Source organism: Corallococcus sp. AB038B (genome assembly GCF_003668955.1).
GTDB classification, from domain to species: Bacteria; Myxococcota; Myxococcia; order Myxococcales; family Myxococcaceae; genus Corallococcus; species Corallococcus exiguus.
Genome location: NZ_RAWO01000013.1, coordinates 164,183 through 180,973, shown reverse-complemented (window position 1 = coordinate 180,973; position 16,791 = coordinate 164,183). Strand labels below are relative to the sequence as shown.

The window sequence follows — 16,791 nt, the reverse complement described above, 5'->3', positions numbered from 1 at the left end:
AATCGCATCCATGCAAAAACAGGGTAGGGATTGGTTGGCACTACCCGCCCTGCCTCTTGGGTTGTCTTTGAGCGTTTGCCCATTCCAGGATGGGCAAACGCTCAATCACCGCGAGGGCGCTTCAGCTAGTAACGGAAGCCCACCTGGAGCGACAGGCCAGGGTACTGATCCACGGCGCCACCGGCGACGTACGGGTCGCCCGGCTCCGGGTTGAACTTGAAGAAGTAGCGGCGCAGGTCCGCCTTCAACCTCACGTCCAGGATGCGGTTGAGCCGGTACGCCAGCGTGGCGCTACCCGTGACGGCGCCCGCGGACATGCGCGGGAACCACGCGTCCGAGGACAGCTCGCCGGAGTCCAGCGGGTGCTGGTAGCCAAGCCGGAAGTTGAAGTCGAACTTCTCCGACAGCGCCGCCCGCACGCCCAACCCCAGGCCCGCGGTCTTGTACTCCACGTTGGGCAGGTCCAACGGCCGCTCGCCGTCCACCGCGTCGATGCGGAACGTGTTCATCCCGTACGTGCCGGTGACTTCGAAGCCGTGTTGCTTCGCCGCGCCGAAGGGGATCACGTAGCGCAGGCCCGCCTGCCACTCGCGCGCCGTGGTGGGGTAGGTGACCTCGCCCGAGGAGCCCGTGGACTTCAGGCCGAAGGACTGATCAATGGAGCCCGTGATGCCCAGCCGCGCCAGCGCTCCCTTCTTGAAGGCCGCGAGCGGATAGACCGTCACGTCACCCGCCACCTGGGGCGCGCCCGGCAGCGCGAAGCCGCCCACGTCCGGCCCCAGCGTGTACGGGCGCAGCACGCCGAACACGTCGTCCTTGTAGCGCAGCGAGCGGCCAAAGAGCTTCAGGCCCAGCGCGCCCTCGACGATGGGCGCGGAGGCCGTCAGCTCTGGCTCCGTGGAGGAGGAGTCCTCCGGCTTCTCCGGGGCCTTCGTCTCCTTGGGAGTCGCGGCCACCGGCTTGCGGTTGGGCTCCGCGGCGGGCGTCTTCGTGGGCGCGGGCGTCTCCGCGATGGGCGTCGCGGGCTTCACCGACGGCTCCGGCTCCACCGGCGTGGGAGGCTGCGGGGGCGCCACCGGGGCGGCCACTGGCGCGCTGGACTTCTGCAGGCCGCGCTCCAGCGCCGTCCACTGACGCTTCACCGCCACGGGCACCAGCTTCGCCGTGGCGGGCTTCGCGGCGGGGGGCGAGGCCAGTGCCTTGCCGTCCTTGCCGTTGCGCACGGTGACGCGCACCTGATGCTTCTTGCCCACGGTGGACGTGTCCGCCACCACCACCGCGCTCAGGCCCAGCTCGCTCGCCACGGCGGCGGCGCCGGCGGGCTGCGTTGGATCCCTGCCCATGCGCGAGGCGGCGGCGCGCACCGCGGACTCGGGGACGATTTCGTAGCGGGCCGGACGGCGGGCCAGCTCCGCCTCCAGCGCGTCGCGCGCGGCGTCCGCGTGCGGACCGGAGGCGAGCACCGCCACGCGGCGCGCCTCCGCGGCCTGGGCCTTCTTTTTCGAGGACTGCGCCGTCTTCGCGGACGCCTTCTTCGGCGCGGCGTCAGCGGCGGGCGCGAGCAGCAGGGCCGCGCCCAGGAGGGCCGCGGCGGAGACATGACGGGTGCGCGTCATCACGGGGAGCTCGGCTTTCCGGCGACCAGCCACTCGGAGAGGCACGCGGTGTCCGCGGCGTTCAGCGACGCGCCCAGCGGCATCCGCGCGCCGCAGCCCGGAGAAGCCGTGAGCTTCATCAGGAAGAAGGACTGGGACGGGTTGGCGCTGTCCGCCAGCGGCTTGGAATTGCACGCCGCGTTGGTGGTGTAGAGCCGCCCGGGGAGGCCGGACGCCTGCAGGTCCAGGCCGCCTCCCGCCGACCCGTTGGCATCCGTGGAGTGACACGACAAGCACTGCGCCTGGATGATGCTCGCGCCGGTGGTGCCGGCGGCGCAGGAGCTGGAGCCCCCGGTGAAGCGCTCGGGGTCATCAAGCCCGCCAGCGCAGCCGGCGGTGGTGGCGAGGAGCGCGGCCGCGAACAGCGTGGCCAGCGGGGCGCGATACGGACGGCGGGCGGCGGTTGGGTTCGCGAACAAGTCGAGCACGGGGGCAAGAGGGGGGAACGACAAGCCCCGCAGATTACCCGGGCAGAGCCTGACTGTGCACCCATCAACGGATCCGTTCGTGCTCGCGTGACACGCGCTCCCCACGCCCGCCTGCCTGTCCCCAGGTGGGCCGTTGTCACACCCGCACCGGGCCGAGCGCCGGTGAGGCTCCCGGCTACCTGCGCTTCTTGAGGAAGCGGGTCACGCTGACCTTCCCGAACCGGCCGCCGAACAGGTACCAGGTGAGCACCGCGCCGAAGAGGGCCGCCGCCAGCGCGATGCCGACGATGCCCAGCACCGGCACGTTCCCGTACATGGGCGGCCGGGGCGCGAAGGCGATGAACGCGCCCACGATGAAGCCGCACGCGCACAGGCCCAGGAAGGCGATGACGGCCACGCTGCGCAGGTTCTCGTTGAGCTTGTCGAACTGCTCCGCGCGCACCGTGACGCTGAACTTGCCCGTCTCCAGGTCCAGCAAAATCTGAGACAGCTGGGTGGGCAGGTCCTGCGCCATGGACTGGAAGCGCAGGAGCGTGCGCATCAGGCCGCCCTGGAGCTGCGAGGGGTCGTAGCGGCCCGCCATCAGCTCCTTCGCGTACGGCAGCGCGACCTCGATGATGTTCAGCTCCGGGTAGAGCCCGCGCAGCATGCCTTCGGTGGAGATGGAGGCGCGCGACAGCAGCGCGTACTCCTTGGGGATGCGGATGCGGTACTTCACGGCCAGGTCCAGCAGGTCGCGCAGGAGCGTGCGCGCGTCCACCTGGCCCAGCGTGGTGGGCAGGTGCTGGCCGAGGATGGCTTCGATGTCGTTGCGGAAGCCCATCAGGTTGGCGCGCGCGTCCGGCACGCCCACGCGGTAGAGGATACGCGCCACGGAGTCGCTGTCCTTGAGCGCCACCGCCAGGCACAGCATCACCAGCGTCTCCTGCATGGGGCGCGTGAGCCGGCCCACCACGCCGAAGTCCAGGAGCGCCAGCCGGTTGCCCTCCATGAGCAGCACGTTGCCGGGGTGCGGGTCGCCGTGGAACAGGCCGTCGTCGAAGAGCTGGCGGAAGCTGGCCTCCAGGATGTGCTGGGCAATCTGCTTGCGGTCCGCCTCCGGCAGGGCGGCGGGGTTGATCTTCTCCCCGCGGATGAACTCCATGGTGAGCACGGTGCGGCTGGAGAGCGCCGCGTGCACGCGCGGAATCTTGAGGTACGGGCGGTCCTTGTGGTTCTCCAGGAACGCGCGGATGTTGGTGGCCTCGTTGATGAAGTCCAGCTCCTCGTGGATGGCCCGGTCGAACTCGTCCACGATGCCGGAGGGCGAGTAGATGCCCGTCTCCTCCACCACGGCTTCCAACAGGCGCGCCAGCGAGCGCAGCACGCCCAAATCCGCGTCGATGCGCTGGGCGATGCCGGGGCGCTGCACCTTGATGACGACCTCCTCGCCCTCCAGCGTCACCGCGCGGTGCACCTGGGCGATGGACGCGGCGGCGAGCGGCTCCGGATCCACCTGGGCGAACAGCTCCTGCACGTCCTTGCCCAGGGCGTCGCGGATCTGCGCGTGGACCTGCTCCAGTGGGATGGCCTCCACGTTGTCCTGGAGCGTGGCCAGCTCCTCCACGAACTCCGCGGGCAGCAGGTCCGCGCGGGTGGAGAGCACCTGACCCAGCTTGATGAACGTGGGGCCCAGCTCCGAGAGGAAGAGGCGGAAGCGGCGCGCGGTGGACTCGCGGCGGGCCTCCTCGGAGACCTCCACCTTCTCCTTGCGGCCGCCGAGCATGCGCCAGACGCCCGCGCGCTCGGTCACCTCGCCGAAGCCGTGGCGGGCGGCGATGAGGGCGATCTGCCGGATGCGGTTGAGGTCCTGGAGGTTCATGGCGAGGGCTGCGCGGGAGCCTGGGCTGGACGGGCCACGTAGCGCAAGAGGACGTAGCCCACGACGGCGGAGAGCAGCGAGCCCGTCAGGATGCCCAGCTTGGCCTCGGCCAGCAGGGCCGGCTGGTTGGCGAAGGCCAGGCCGCCCACGAAGAGGGCCACCGTGAAGCCGATGCCGGCCACTACCGACACCCCGTGCAATTGGGCGAGGCTGCCGCCCGCGGGCAGGGGGGATACGCCCGCCTTCACCGCCGCCCAGGTGAACAGGAAGATGCCCACCTGCTTGCCCACGAAGAGGCCCACGATGATGCCCAGCGGCAGGGGCTTGAGCAGGTCCGAAAGCGACATGCCGGACACGTCCACGCCGGAGTTGGCCAGCGCGAACAGGGGCACGATGCCGTACGCCACGTAGCCGTGCCACAGGTGCACGAAGCGGTTGAGCGGCGGCTCGATGTCCTCCAGCGCCTCCTCGATGTGGAGCAGCTGCGCGCCCCGAGCGGCCTCGTCGTCCGGGCGGGACACCAGCCCCTGGACGTACGCCGCCAGTTCTTCCAGCACCTCGCGGCCCGGCCGGGTGGGCAGCGCGGGGATGCACAGGCCCAGCACCACTCCGGACAGCGTCGCGTGGATGCCGCCGTGGTGCATGGCGTACCAGAGCGCCGCGCCCACGACGGCGTAGGCCAGGCCGTTGCGCACGTAGAAGCGGTTGAGCCCCCAGAGCACCGCGACCAGGCCCGCGGCCACCGCGAGCCACTCCACGTGCAGGCCCGTGCCGTAGAACAGCGCGATGACGAGGATGCCGCCGATGTCGTCGAAGATGGCGAGCGCGGTGAGGAACACCACCAGCCCGTGGCCCACGCGCGCCTTCACCAGCGTGAGGCAGCCGATGGCGAACGCGATGTCCGTGGCCATGGGGATGGCCCAGCCCCCTTGCGCGGGCGTGCCGTGGGTGAAGGCGAGGTAGAGCCCGGCGGGCACCACCATGCCGCCCAGCGCGGCGATGAGCGGCAGCAGCGCGCGGGAGAAGGTGCGCAGCTCGCCCGCGGACAGCTCGCGCTTGATCTCCATCCCCACGAGGAAGAAGAAGAGCGTCATCAGCCCGTCGTTGATGAGCTCGCGGAAGGTGAAGTGGCCGCCGTGGCCCACGATCTCCAGGTGCAGGGGGGCGTCGAAGACGGCGGCGTAGGTGGAGCCCCAGGGCGAGTTGGCCCACGCGAGCGCGGCCACCGCGCAGAGCGCCAGGAGGATTCCACTGCTGGCCTCCAGCCGGAAGAACGCCTGTACGGGGGCCAGGGCCACCTTGAACAGGGCGGGCACGGGAGGGCGGGTCGTCGTCTGGGGTGAGGTCGGCATGTCGCCGGGCAGCCTGCCGGGGGGCGGAGGGCCAGCAAACCGTTTTCGGAAACGGGCCCGCCGAAATGTCGGACGCCGGTGGTAGGCATACGCACCAGGTAGGGGCGTCCGTTCGTTGATCCGGGGGTAAGGTCGTGAGAGAAGGTCGGGGATGGCGTTGACGCAGCAGGCGAAGACAGGCAAGGCGGCGGACGTGGTGCTGCCCGACGTGGACACGACTCCGGAAGTCGGAACGGGAGAGGCCCCCGCGGGTGCGCGGGAGATCGCTTCCCTGACCCCGATGATGCGCCAGTACCTGGAGGTGAAGGCGCTCCATCCGGACACGGTGCTCTTCTTCCGGTTGGGTGACTTCTACGAGATGTTCTTCGAGGACGCGGTGAAGGCCTCGGAGTTGCTCCAGATCACCCTCACGGCCCGGGCCAAGGGCGCGGACAAGATTCCGATGTGCGGGGTGCCGTACCACTCCTCGCGCCGGTACATCGCGAAGCTGGTGGAGCACGGCCTCAAGGTCGCCATCTGCGAGCAGGTGACGGAGCCGGGCGCGGGGCCGGGCATCGTGCAGCGGGAAGTCACGCGGGTCATCACCCCCGGCATGGTGCTGGACGACGAGGTGCTGGAGCCGCAGGCCAGCAACTTCCTCGCGGCCGTGTGCTGGGGGGAAGCGGGCTTCGGCGCGGCGCTGCTGGAGGCGTCCACCGGCGAGTTCTACACCTTCGAGGCGCAGAGCCTGTCGGAGCTGGTGGAGGGCCTGTCGCGCGTGGAGCCGCGCGAGCTGCTGGTTCCGCAGGGCATGCGGGATGCGCCGGAGGTGGTGCAGGTGTGCCAGCGGCTGTCGCGCGTGCCGGCCGTGGCGGAGAGCGAGGGCGCGGCCTTCGAGCACACGCGGGCCTCCGCGTTCCTTCGCACGCACTTCAACGTGCAGTCGCTGTCCGCGTTCGGGCTGGACGGCTCGCCGCTGGCCACCGGGGCGGCCGGAGCCGCGCTGCGCTACCTCAAGGACACGCAGAAGACGCCCGCGGCGCACGTGGACCGGCTGTCGCGCCAGGAGCGCGCGGGCTGCCTGGTGATGGACGAGTCCTCGCGCGGCAACCTGGAGGTCCTCAAGAGCCTGCGCGACGGCGGTCGCAAGGGGTCGCTGCTGGGCGTGCTGGACAGGACGGCCACGGGCCTGGGTGCGCGGAAGCTGGCGCGCTGGCTGTCCGCGCCGCTGTGCTCGCTGCCGGAGATCGAAGCGCGGCTGGACGCGGTGGAGGAGCTGTCTGGCAAGAGCGTGTGGCGCGAGGAGTTGGTGGCCACGCTCAAGGAGGTGGGCGACCTGGAGCGGCTTTGCGGCCGGCTGTCGCTGGGCGCGGGCAACGCTCGTGACTTGCGCGCGTTGGGGCTTTCGCTGACGCAGCTGCCGAGGCTGGGCGCGGCGCTCGCGCGGTGTGACGCGTCGCTCTTGAAGTCGCTGTCCGGGCCGCTGGGGGCGCTGCCGGAGCTGGCGGACCTGCTGATGCGCGCGGTGACGGACGAGCCGCCGGTGGTCATCCGCGACGGCGGCTTCATCCGGCCGGGCTACCACGCGGAGCTGGATGACCTGGTGGCGCTGTCCACCACGGGCAAGGACTACCTGCTCAAGCTGGAGCAGCGGGAGAAGGACCGCACGGGCATCTCCTCGCTGAAGATCCGCTACAACAAGGTCTTCGGCTACTACCTGGAGGTGACGAAGGCGAACCTCCACGCGGTGCCCAAGGACTACATCCGCAAGCAGACCACGGTGGGCGCGGAGCGCTTCGTCACCGAGGAGCTGAAGGAGTACGAGGAGAAGGTCCTCACGGCGGAGGAGCGCCGCGTGGTGCTGGAGCTCCAGCTGTTCGAGGAGCTGCGCACGAAGGTCATCGCCGCGGCGCCACGCATCCGTTCCGCGGCGGAGGCGGTGGCCACGGCGGACGCGCTGGTGTCGTTCGCCCGGTGCGCGGCGGAGTACGGCTACACGCGGCCCCAGGTGGACTCAGGGGAAGGGCTGACGATCACGGGCGGCCGCCACCCGGTGGTGGAGCGGATGCTGGGCGCGGGCGAGTCCTTCGTCCCCAACGACGTGCGGTTGGATCCCGAGGACGCGCAGCTGCTGGTCATCACCGGCCCGAACATGGCGGGCAAGAGCACGGTGATGCGGCAGGTGGCGCTGACGGCGCTGATGGCGCAGGCGGGCTCGTTCGTGCCGGCGAAGGCGGCGCGCATCGGCCTGTGCGACCGAATCTTCACGCGCGTGGGCGCGGCGGACAATCTGGCGCGCGGGCAGTCCACGTTCATGGTGGAGATGACGGAGACCAGCCACATCCTCCATCACGCCACGAGGAAGAGCCTGGTCATCCTGGATGAGATTGGCCGAGGCACGTCCACGTTCGACGGCTTGTCCATCGCGTGGGCGGTGGCGGAGCACATCCACGACAAGGTGGGCGCGCGCTCGCTCTTCGCCACGCACTACCACGAGCTGGTGGACCTGGCGCGCGAGCGGCCCCGGGTGAAGAACCTGTGCATCGCCGTGAAAGAGCAGGGCGGCAAGGTCATCTTCCTGCGCAAGCTGATTCCTGGCGGGGCCAGCCGCTCCTACGGCATCGAGGTCGCGAAGCTCGCGGGCCTGCCGCCGGAGGTGGTGTCTCGCGCCCGCGAGCTGCTCCAGAACCTGGAGTCCGGTGAGCTGGATGACGCGGGCCGTCCCCGCGTGGCGGTGCGCTCCACGAAGCGCGTGGCCCCGGTGAACGCGGGACAGCTGGGCTTGTTCGGTGGAGCGCCGCCAGCCGTTGCCGCGCCACCCGTGCCTCCCGAGCACACGGAGGTGCTGGAGTCACTTCGGACCGCATCCATCGATCGGATGACCCCGCTGGACGCGCTCAACCTCTTGGCGAAGTTGAAGCAGACCTTGGGTTGAGCTGAATACGCTTTCTGTCTGCCCGGTCCGTGAGCTTGAGAGCAATCACTGCTCTTCTCACGGAAAAAGGCAGACATGACGAGTCGCTTCAGATTTCCAGATGTTTCGCTGTTGAATTCATTCTCTGTCACAACCCTGCTGGCGGTGGCCGCGCTGTCGGCCCCGTCGCTGGCGCTGGCCTCCACGACGGTGACGCTCACGCCCGTCGCGGACTCCTACGTCTCGCCCGACGCGCCGGACGCGAACTACGGGAACCACGGGACGTTCGTCGTGAACCGGGGGTACGCCGAGGCCTACCTGCGGTTCGACCTGAGCAGCCTGCCCGCGAACGCGGTCATCACGGCCGCCAGCCTCAGTGCGCTGGCCTACGACGGCTACGCGTACGGGGGCGACGGCAACGTGTACACGTCCTTCGTCGCGAATGACTCGTGGCAAGAGATGGGCATCACCTGGAACAACCGGCCCACTCCCGCCACGAGTCCGGTGGGCGAGTGGTTCCTCTGGTACGACTACACGCCGGAGGACAAGCGGGGCGTCAACTCCAATGCCGCGCTCATCCCCGTCGTGCAGGGCGAACTGGCCGGCGACAAGTTGGTGAGCTTCCGGCTGCACTCGCCGGGCTACAAGACGCGTTACCGCTCGCGTGAGTACAGCAACGCAGCCCAGCGTCCGGCGCTGACGCTCACCTATGAGTTGGGACCCGTCACCACGGTGCTGGAGCCGGAGGCGGATGCCTACGTCAACCACGACTACTGGGGGGAGTCCGACTGGAACTACGGAAGCGCGCAGGAGTTGGTCATCAACTACGGCTTCGACCGGAAGATCTTCCTGCGGTTCAACCTGGCCAGCATCCCCGCGGGGGCGATCATCCAGTCCGTGAAGCTGTCCGCCACGGCGTTCTGGGGCGTTTCGCCCGGTGGTGATGGCAACGTCTACACGTACCTGGTGCCGGACAACAACTGGGGTGAGTACAGCATCACGTACAACAACCAGCCTGCGGCCACCGGTTCCCCCCTGGGTTGGTGGTGGCTCTGGTACCCCACCAACAACCCGTACTTCGACCAGGTGGGCGTCACGGAGGATCCGAACTTCATCCCCGTGCTCCAGGCCGCCTCGGATGCCTCCGACCGGCGCGTCTCCTTCCGGCTCTCCAGCCCGTACTACCTCACGAACTACTACTCGCGTGAGTCCCCGGACGCGTCGAAGCATCCCAAGCTGGAGGTGACATACCTGCCGTGATGCCACGGGCCCTGTCCTGAAGGGCAGGGCGCCCCCATGCAATCGCTTCCGTCCTCGTTCGATACAGGAGCCAGGACGGAAGCGAGGGGGCTGTCTCCACAACGGTGCTTCCGTTTCGAGTGCAGGGTCGTTGTCTGGCGTTTCGCGGGTGAGCACCGAAGCGCTGACGCGGGCGCGGCCCTCACCGGTCGCAAGTGTTGGAGTTGTCCAAGAGGGTCCGCTCGCGTACCTGGGGCGACAGCGTGTCGCCGTCGCTGGCGTACTTCACCCGCGTCTCGTAGACGTTCGGGCCCCCGGTGCAGCCGCCCCCGATGGTGAGGTACGTCACCGTCGGGCCCGCTCCGTCCAGGGTGGGGACGAACCCCTCCTTCCCCGTGAAGTCATCCACGCCGGGGTAGCCGCTGCGCTCGTCCAGGCCGAGCAGCCGCCCGTCGGGTGCTCGCAGCATCACGCGCAAGGCCTGGCGGGTCGACTTGCTCGGATCCTTCGTCTCCGGGGTCTGCAGCAGTACGGCCGTCAGGGTGTTGTCCTTCTTCTTCCACGACTTCGACTGGACGACACTCCACTCGGGGCCGAGCTGCGGGCACGCCAGGGGCTCCGCCCACGTCACGTCGCGCACGTACACTGCCGGCTCGAAAGCCTTGAGCGTCTCCATCACCTTTGGCGCCGCGGTCGGCTCACAAGCTCCGAGCACCACCACCACGAAACCCGGCTTGAGCCCCGGCACGGTGTCGCTCTGGACGATGCGCGGGTAGCCCTCGGCCACCTTGAGCGTCCCGTCCCATTCGTTCTTCTTCGCGCGCTCCTGCCACCGGCCCAGGGATGCCTCGGCTTCGGCGGTGTCCTTGCCGCCACCCCAGATGAGGAGCTGAGCCGGCCGGGGCTCCGCCCTCGCCACGCCCGTCCACGCCAGTACGACCGCAACCACCACCACGAATCCGCTCGCCTTCATGAGTCCCCCTGTGGGTCCGACCGACGGTGCGGAATCCTACGCTGCGAGGGCCACGAGCGCCGCTCATGACGTACTCCAGCACACCGTGCCAGGCGTGAATGGGTACTTGTCATGGGGCATTGGCTTCGTCATGGCCTTGACCCGGCCATGAACTTTTAGAGTTCTTGATTGTGGACTTTAAAAGTCCATGCAATCAAACTCCCTGGAAGGCGTCACCGCGCCTTTCTCCCGCCTCCCGAGGAGTCATGCCCGAATCGACAACCGATGACCTGGCGCGCACGGAAGCCTCCCCGCGTCGCAGGCAGCTTCCGCCGACGCCTGCCAGGCCTCTGCACCTCTTCACCATTGACGGCATCCGCTACGAGGCTGTCCGCGAGTTGGTGCTGATGGAGACGGGCGAGTTGCTGATGCTGGCCCAGCGCTTCTCGGAGCGGGTCCCCACGCTGCCCGGCTTCTGCTTCGTACGGAGGCTGGCGAACCCCTCCACGTATATTCAACGCACGCGCCTGGGAGAGGAGATTCAACTGGCGTTCCGGTTGCGCCACCCTGCCATCGCTCAGGTCTTCCACCGCAAGGTGCACCAGGGCGCGCTGCATGTCGTCATGGAGTCCGTGGACGGCCCTTCACTGGAGACGCTGGTGAGCGCGGGCGTGGCGCGCGGCCGGCCTGTCTCCGAGGCCTTTGCTCTCGCAGTGGCGGAACGACCCCCGGCACCGTCCTCGCCGAGGCCTTCGCCTTCCTCTGAAAGGGGCTGTCGCTGCCGCAGAGGTGCGGCCTCCCACTCCGGCCGTGACGGTGGCGCCTGCGAAGCGCGGGGCCCTCCGCGCCTGGGTGGCGCTCGTCGTGGTGCTCGTCCTGTCGGGGGCGGTGTGGGGACTCAGGGCGTGGCGCGGCTCGGGGCCTGTCGCCATTCGTCAGGAAGTAGCGACCTCCGGCGAGTCGCCTCAAGCTGACCGCGCCGCAGCTCCCGCCGGGCCGGAGGCCACCGCCGCGGCCGTCGCTCTCCCCGCGACGCTCCAGGAGGATTCAGCCACCGTGACGACGCCGCCGAAAGACACGCAGTCCCTTCAGCTCCCCGTGAAGCCTACGAAGAAGGGCATTGGCGTCATGGCCCGTGCGGTGAGCACGGCGGCGGCCTGCACGGCGCTCGCATGCCCTGGGACGCAGGTGCGACCGCCTCCGCCGCCAGAGCCGTGTCCTGTGGGCGCGGTGAAGGCCATGGAAAAACGGGGAATGGTCATTGGGGACAAACATCCGGCGCTCTTCGCCAGGGGAAGCCCTCGGATCATTTCAATTGGAGAGGGTCCCGTTGAAGTACACCTCATTACTGACTGGGAAGGGCTTCCAGACAATAGCGTCTTGTCAGGGCGGAGCATCGTGCGTGACCGCGTCTACGCCCGGCTCACCTGGGCGACGACGCCACAGGGCGACAGTTTCCCTGTATGCCTTGAAGCTTATGCCGAAGAGGGACCGCGAGGCATGGCGCGAGAAGCCGGCGATGACTCTCCCTCCCGGGCCCGTATCTGGACGACAGCCTATGTGAAGGCTGTGGCTGAGTTCGAGTAGCGCCTCCAACGGAGAGACTGTCGGGTGCCATCTCCATCATTTGTCGTTCTCCTGGGACTGCTTCTCGCTGGGGATGCCGCGGTTGCACAGTTGGAGGCTTCATCGACAGTCCCGGGTTCACGGCGCATCGAATTGACCCCAGAGGGTGCTGGGAGCGTCAGTGAAGTAGTGGTGAGCCCGGGCCTTTCCACGATGCTTCTCTTTGACGCTGAGTTGCAGCGGGAGGCTCTTGAACTGGGAAATCGAGAGCGCTTTTCCCTGGTGGACGTGGGGCAGGCCACCATCCGGCTTGTGCCCTCGGCCAACATCACCCCAGGCGAACAGTTCAAGCTGGTGGTGCGATTTCGGGACGGTGCGGCGCCAGTGACAGCGGTGTTCCTGCTGAAAGCACATCCGGCGAAGGCGGAGGCCACTGTCGAAGTCTACCGGAAACCGCGGACGATCGAGACGTATCAGCAAGAGATCCGGGATGCGCGCTCAGAGACCTCCCGTTGCAAGGAAGACCTGGCGCGAATGACGTCTGCGCATCAGACACCAGGGGGATTGACGGGGCTCCTCTTCAACGGGGGATTGGATCCGCATGGAGTCGCGGGTCAAGTCCTTACCAAGGCTGTCGCGAAAACGGCGGCCACTGGACTGGAGGCATCCTTCGTCAACGGCTATCGATCCAGAATGCTGGTGGCAGTGGATGTCTTGATTGCGGTAAAGGCTGGAGTCTTGCCGTGGAGGGCCGAAGGGGCGACGCTCAATGGCAGGACGGGCGAGGACTTGAAGATCCTTCAAGTCTGGCAAGTGACGCCAATACTACCGGGAACCAGTGGGCGCGTCGTGGTTGAGGCCGAGGCTCCGGTGGTGGCTGTCCAAGGGCCCTTCTCGCTCAAGCTCTGGGAATCAGACGGGCCTCGGAGCATCACGCTCGGCAACGTGACGTTCCCCTGAGGGCCCGCGCCAGCAGCCCGAAGTCGTGCTGGCTATTCTGGATCGAGCGCCCAGGTTCCTTCTTCCCAGCGTTTCAATGCCTGCTGCGCTCCAAACGGGACCAGTCCCTGTCCCTTGGCCGCTTCCTCCAGGACCGCTTTGGCTTCGACCGTCCGATAGCGGAGCAGATGTGCGGCGGCCATCACACGCACGTCCATTCGCTCATGCTTGAGCAGCACTGCGAGAGCGTCACGTCCGGCATTGCCGTGGGCCAGGAGCTTGTCGACGGCGGCACCGTACTTCCTGGCGTGCTTGTTCCCGGTCTTGGCGTCTCCCCGGAAGATGGCCTCGTTCTGCGCGGCCACGTTCTGGGCGAACTGTTCGACAAGATCCTCCAACTTCATCACCAGAGCCCCTTTCCGACGTTCTCGATAGCGAGCAACCCGAAGTCACGTTGGGCCTCGTAGGACTGCGTGCTCAACCATTGCCGCACGGTCAATGGTGAGCCGGTAATATCGCGTCGAATCGAGGAAAAGAACGCGCTGACGTCGGAGTGTAGGGTCTTATCCAGTGGGATGATGTTCTCGGTGTTCTGGAGGGACTGGGGGCCGAAGCGCTTCGCATTGCCTGGGGTCTGCTCGACGATGTGGTGCCACTCCTTGTTCTTGCCAGCCGGGCCCATGGCCTTCTTGAAGCCACTGAATGATCCCCATGCCCTGTAGCCAGTGGGACGCGCCTTGGCGGTAGCACCGCCGCCCATGCCCTTGGCCGACATGGCCACCGCCCCAGGTGCGAGAGCGATGGTGACGGTCTCGGCGCTCACGGCCACCGTTCCCACATCGGCGACCGCCGCGAGCCTGATGCCCATTTGTGCTTCGGCGTGCACTGCCGCCTGTGCGGCGCCGGGCAGCTTTGACACCTTCGCCCCCAACCCCGCCGCCGTGTTGCCAATTGCAGCCGTGGCCAACATGGCAAACGCGCGCGCCGCGTTGCGGCCCATGACTTTGCCGTAGCGCTCCCCCGCCTCGCGGAGATCGTCAAACGCAGTAGCCCGCTCCGCATCCTCCACCAACCGCTTGAAGCCCACGATGAGGCTCCAGAACGTATCGACCCCCACGTAGGCAATGAGCGAGGCGGTCATCACGGCGGCCACGCCCTTCGAGAAGGGCTCGGGCACCGCGAGCAAGATCATGTACGTGGTCCACGTCCAAAGAACCGCCGCCATCATGGCCTGGGGGTCGGCCATGTCCTTGAAGGCGTCCATCATCTCGTCCATCACGACGCCCTGGGCCAGGGCCATGGCCAGGGCGTAACGGCCATCCCCGGTGACAGTGGGGCTCTCCACCAGGAGGCGCAGGCAATCGCCGGGCTTGTGCGTGCGCTCGCACCAGCGCAGGTAGGCGCGCGTCAACTCCACCTCTGTCGCAGGTTGCGCGCCCTCCAGGTGTTCGCCCGGTCCCAGCGGGATGACACGGTGGCCGCGTGGATCGTAGAGGTACGAGCCGCTGCGCGACTCCACCTCGAACACCCGCCGAGCCGTTTCCTGGGGACGGGGGAATGGCCTCACGCTCCGGGCCAGCGTTTCTACGGCTTCAACGAAGTTGTCTTCGTCCAGTTTCACCGGTGCGGCATCGCCGCTGCGTGGGATGAGGACGATGGGCTCGCCGTTGCCCGTGTGCAGGCGCACGGACTTCGTGGTGCCGGTGCATCCGGCCAGCATCACAACCAATAAGGGAATCGACCATCGTGGCAGCATGAAGGAGCACTCCTGTCGCTGGCCCCCTTTCGTCGGGAGTCCAGCGTAGACCCAATGTCGAGCAATACCAGATAAAACTGTCAGGCAGTCATTCCGCTCGACAAGGCGCTTCATGAGCTGGTGAGCGCGTTCTATTCGTCCAAAAGTCCGTTCATCACCGGCTCGGAATCGCTGACCGTGAGGCAGTGGCTGAGTTCTCAGACGATTGATGCTCAACGGGCATTCGGCCTGCGCAGCATCGAGAACATCAAGAAGGGAATCTGGCGATGACGCCTGCAGCACTCGTCGATGAATTCGCCTCTCACGTTGAGGCGCAGACTGACGCGATCTTCCGGGGAGACTCCAAGACCGGAAACAAGCACGCGAAGAAGTACCAGGCCGCGATGAGAAAACTCCGGGAACTCGGCGACGAAGGTCGCGAAGCACTCACGGTCCTGCTGAAGCACTCACGAATGGATGTTCGAGTCGCGGCAGCGGCATACCTGCTTCGCTACAGGACCCACGAAGCGAAGGCCGTCCTGGAGCATGCAGCGGGCGGCGAAGGGTTGGCGGTGTTCGAGGCCTCGGAGGTGCTGACGCGCTGGGAGGAGGGGGCATGGAACCTGGATCCAGCCTGACAGGGAGCGAGCACTGACGCGGGCGCGAATCAAGCGCGAGCACCGGTCGTGAAGTAGGCTGCGCGCCCGCCATCCCCCATGGCCCCCCCGCAGCGTCCGACTCGACCAGGTGCCTGGGGCGGTGGCGCGGTTGGTGCTGGGTAGAGCTGGGCTTGGCGATCATCGCCGTGCAGGGGGACGACATCGGGTCGCCGGTGGGGCCGACGGGCAGGTCGGCCACGCTGCGTGCGAAGCGCGGCTGAGGGAGGGAGGCCGTCGCCGGGGAGGAGGCCCGCCGCACGGCATGTGTGTTATTGAAAGACATGCCGACCCGCCTCGTGACGCTCCTGGGCACCCTGGTCCTTTCCGCCTGCGCGAATCCTCCCGGAGACAGCGGGGGACCGCCGGACGCGGGAGCGGGTGACTACGATCTCCCGTCCATCCCCTACACGGTGGACGCGGGCGCCCCCATCGACGCGCCCCGTGAATCCTGGACGTTCGTGCCCGTCTCCGACGCCCACTGCGCGAACGGGACGTCCACGGGCATGGCCGTCAACCTCACGGACCGCTCCAAGCGGGTCGTCGTCTTCCTCGCGGGCGGTGGCGCGTGCTGGGAGGCCGCCGCCTGCGCGTTGGGCACGGCCACCCACATCACCGACACGATGGGTGCGGATCCCGTGCTGGCCGAGGCCCGCGCGCCGGAACTCGCGGCGCTCTTCGACCGCGACGACGTCCGCAATCCCTTCCGCGACGCGAGCTTCGTCTACATCCCCTACTGCACGGGCGACCTCCACGCGGGCACCCGCATCCAGACGTATGACTGGTTCGGCCCCAAGAAGGTCGAACACGTCGGCGCCCGGAACATGGATGCGTACCTGCGACGGCTCCAGCCGACCTTCCCCCAGGCCGACCGCGTCTGGCTCAGCGGCATCAGCGCGGGCGGCTACGGGGCGACGTTCCACGCGTGGCGCGTGCAGAAGGCCCTGCCCTGGGCGCGGGTGGACGTGCTGAATGATTCGGGGCTCATCATCAACACACAGGGGGATGGCCGCTACGGCACGATGCGCGCGAGCTGGGGCATGGAGTTCCCTCCCGGCTGCACCGGGTGCGACACGGGCTTGTCGGCGGTGCTGGGCGCGTCCGCGCGGCTGCTCACCGCTCCCCGGCGCTACGGGATGCTCGGGTACCTCCAGGACGGCACCATCGCCCTCTACTTCGGACTGGAGGGCGCGCAGGTGCAGTCCGGCCTGGAGGCGGCCCGCGCTTCCGCGGCGCCGAACGTGAAGACCTTCTACCTGCCGGGCAATCCTCACGTGCTCCTCTCCCAGCCGGAAGCCGCGAACGGCGCGGGACTCACCGTGCGAGGGTGGATCCAACAGTTCGCGGCGGAGGATCCGGCCTGGGACCACGCTGGCCCCTGACGTGACGTTTCCCTGAGTCTCACGCCAACGTCGAGGAGCATCGCGGGGACGTGAGGGAGCATTGCTCACCTCCAGGTCCGCTTTGGCTTCGGCCGTCCGAAAGTGGATCAGATGTGCGGCAGCTATCACGCGC

Annotated in this window: 14 protein-coding genes; 7 read left to right on the top strand and 7 right to left on the bottom strand. The window is 68.0% G+C overall.

Features of this window, described 5'->3' with window-relative positions:
- Nucleotides 1-125 precede the first annotated feature (125 nt).
- From D7Y04_RS44640 to nhaA, 4 genes are all read right to left on the bottom strand, one after another.
- Nucleotides 126-1,616 carry a hypothetical protein gene (locus tag D7Y04_RS44640; protein ID WP_158627641.1) on the bottom strand — a complete coding sequence of 497 codons (1,491 nt, stop codon included), beginning with the start codon at nucleotides 1,614-1,616 and terminating at the stop codon, nucleotides 126-128.
- A complete protein-coding gene (locus D7Y04_RS35120; RefSeq protein WP_147477262.1) occupies nucleotides 1,616-2,074 on the bottom strand; it encodes a cytochrome c in 459 nt (152 codons plus the stop codon). Before D7Y04_RS35120 ends, D7Y04_RS44640 begins: the two co-directional genes overlap by 1 nt.
- Nucleotides 2,075-2,258: 184 nt before the next feature.
- A complete protein-coding gene (locus tag D7Y04_RS35115; RefSeq protein WP_121762152.1) occupies nucleotides 2,259-3,944 on the bottom strand; it encodes an AarF/ABC1/UbiB kinase family protein in 1,686 nt (561 codons plus the stop codon).
- The gene (nhaA, locus tag D7Y04_RS35110) at nucleotides 3,941-5,296 is read right to left on the bottom strand and encodes a Na+/H+ antiporter NhaA (protein ID WP_121762151.1); all 1,356 of its coding nucleotides are present in this window, start codon (nucleotides 5,294-5,296) and stop codon (nucleotides 3,941-3,943) included. The genes D7Y04_RS35115 and nhaA overlap by 4 nt, the downstream gene beginning before the upstream one ends.
- A gap of 151 nt (nucleotides 5,297-5,447) precedes the next feature.
- Between nhaA and mutS the strand changes: the two genes are divergently transcribed.
- Both mutS and D7Y04_RS35100 read left to right on the top strand, forming a co-directional pair.
- Nucleotides 5,448-8,210, top strand: coding sequence for a DNA mismatch repair protein MutS (gene mutS / locus D7Y04_RS35105; RefSeq protein ID WP_121762150.1), 2,763 nt, complete (start codon nucleotides 5,448-5,450; stop codon nucleotides 8,208-8,210).
- Between the two features lie 111 nt (nucleotides 8,211-8,321).
- Complete coding sequence (locus D7Y04_RS35100; RefSeq protein WP_158627640.1) at nucleotides 8,322-9,449, top strand: DNRLRE domain-containing protein; 1,128 nt, start codon at nucleotides 8,322-8,324, stop codon at nucleotides 9,447-9,449.
- A 181-nt stretch (nucleotides 9,450-9,630) separates the two neighbouring features.
- Here the strand turns inward: D7Y04_RS35100 and D7Y04_RS35095 are convergent, their stop codons facing one another.
- Nucleotides 9,631-10,401, bottom strand: coding sequence for a hypothetical protein (locus tag D7Y04_RS35095; protein ID WP_121762148.1), 771 nt, complete (start codon nucleotides 10,399-10,401; stop codon nucleotides 9,631-9,633).
- 245 nt (nucleotides 10,402-10,646) lie between these two features.
- Between D7Y04_RS35095 and D7Y04_RS45265 the strand changes: the two genes are divergently transcribed.
- On the top strand, nucleotides 10,647-11,354 hold the full coding sequence (locus D7Y04_RS45265) for a hypothetical protein (RefSeq protein WP_199749782.1): 708 nt from the start codon (nucleotides 10,647-10,649) through the stop codon (nucleotides 11,352-11,354).
- Nucleotides 11,355-11,991: 637 nt separating this feature from the next.
- Nucleotides 11,992-12,906 carry a DUF2381 family protein gene (locus D7Y04_RS35085; protein ID WP_121762147.1) on the top strand — a complete coding sequence of 305 codons (915 nt, stop codon included), beginning with the start codon at nucleotides 11,992-11,994 and terminating at the stop codon, nucleotides 12,904-12,906.
- Nucleotides 12,907-12,938: 32 nt separating this feature from the next.
- Here D7Y04_RS35085 and D7Y04_RS35080 read toward each other — a convergent pair whose 3' ends face one another.
- Together D7Y04_RS35080 and D7Y04_RS35075 are read right to left on the bottom strand one after the other, a co-directional pair.
- Nucleotides 12,939-13,289, bottom strand: a complete 351-nt coding sequence (locus D7Y04_RS35080; RefSeq protein ID WP_120599000.1) for a DUF2019 domain-containing protein — start codon at nucleotides 13,287-13,289, stop codon at nucleotides 12,939-12,941.
- Nucleotides 13,289-14,641, bottom strand: coding sequence for a hypothetical protein (locus D7Y04_RS35075; RefSeq protein ID WP_120598999.1), 1,353 nt, complete (start codon nucleotides 14,639-14,641; stop codon nucleotides 13,289-13,291). Before D7Y04_RS35075 ends, D7Y04_RS35080 begins: the two co-directional genes overlap by 1 nt.
- A gap of 120 nt (nucleotides 14,642-14,761) precedes the next feature.
- Here D7Y04_RS35075 and D7Y04_RS44635 point away from each other — a divergent pair, with 120 nt between their 5' ends.
- The 3 genes from D7Y04_RS44635 to D7Y04_RS35065 all read left to right on the top strand — a co-directional run bounded on the left by D7Y04_RS44635 (nucleotide 14,762) and on the right by D7Y04_RS35065 (nucleotide 16,658).
- Nucleotides 14,762-14,911, top strand: coding sequence for a hypothetical protein (locus D7Y04_RS44635; RefSeq protein WP_158620794.1), 150 nt, complete (start codon nucleotides 14,762-14,764; stop codon nucleotides 14,909-14,911).
- On the top strand, nucleotides 14,908-15,258 hold the full coding sequence (locus D7Y04_RS35070; RefSeq protein ID WP_121762146.1) for a DUF2019 domain-containing protein: 351 nt from the start codon (nucleotides 14,908-14,910) through the stop codon (nucleotides 15,256-15,258). The genes D7Y04_RS44635 and D7Y04_RS35070 overlap by 4 nt, the downstream gene beginning before the upstream one ends.
- 302 nt (nucleotides 15,259-15,560) lie before the next feature.
- Complete coding sequence (locus tag D7Y04_RS35065) at nucleotides 15,561-16,658, top strand: pectin acetylesterase-family hydrolase (protein ID WP_121762145.1); 1,098 nt, start codon at nucleotides 15,561-15,563, stop codon at nucleotides 16,656-16,658.
- Nucleotides 16,659-16,791 lie beyond the last annotated feature (133 nt).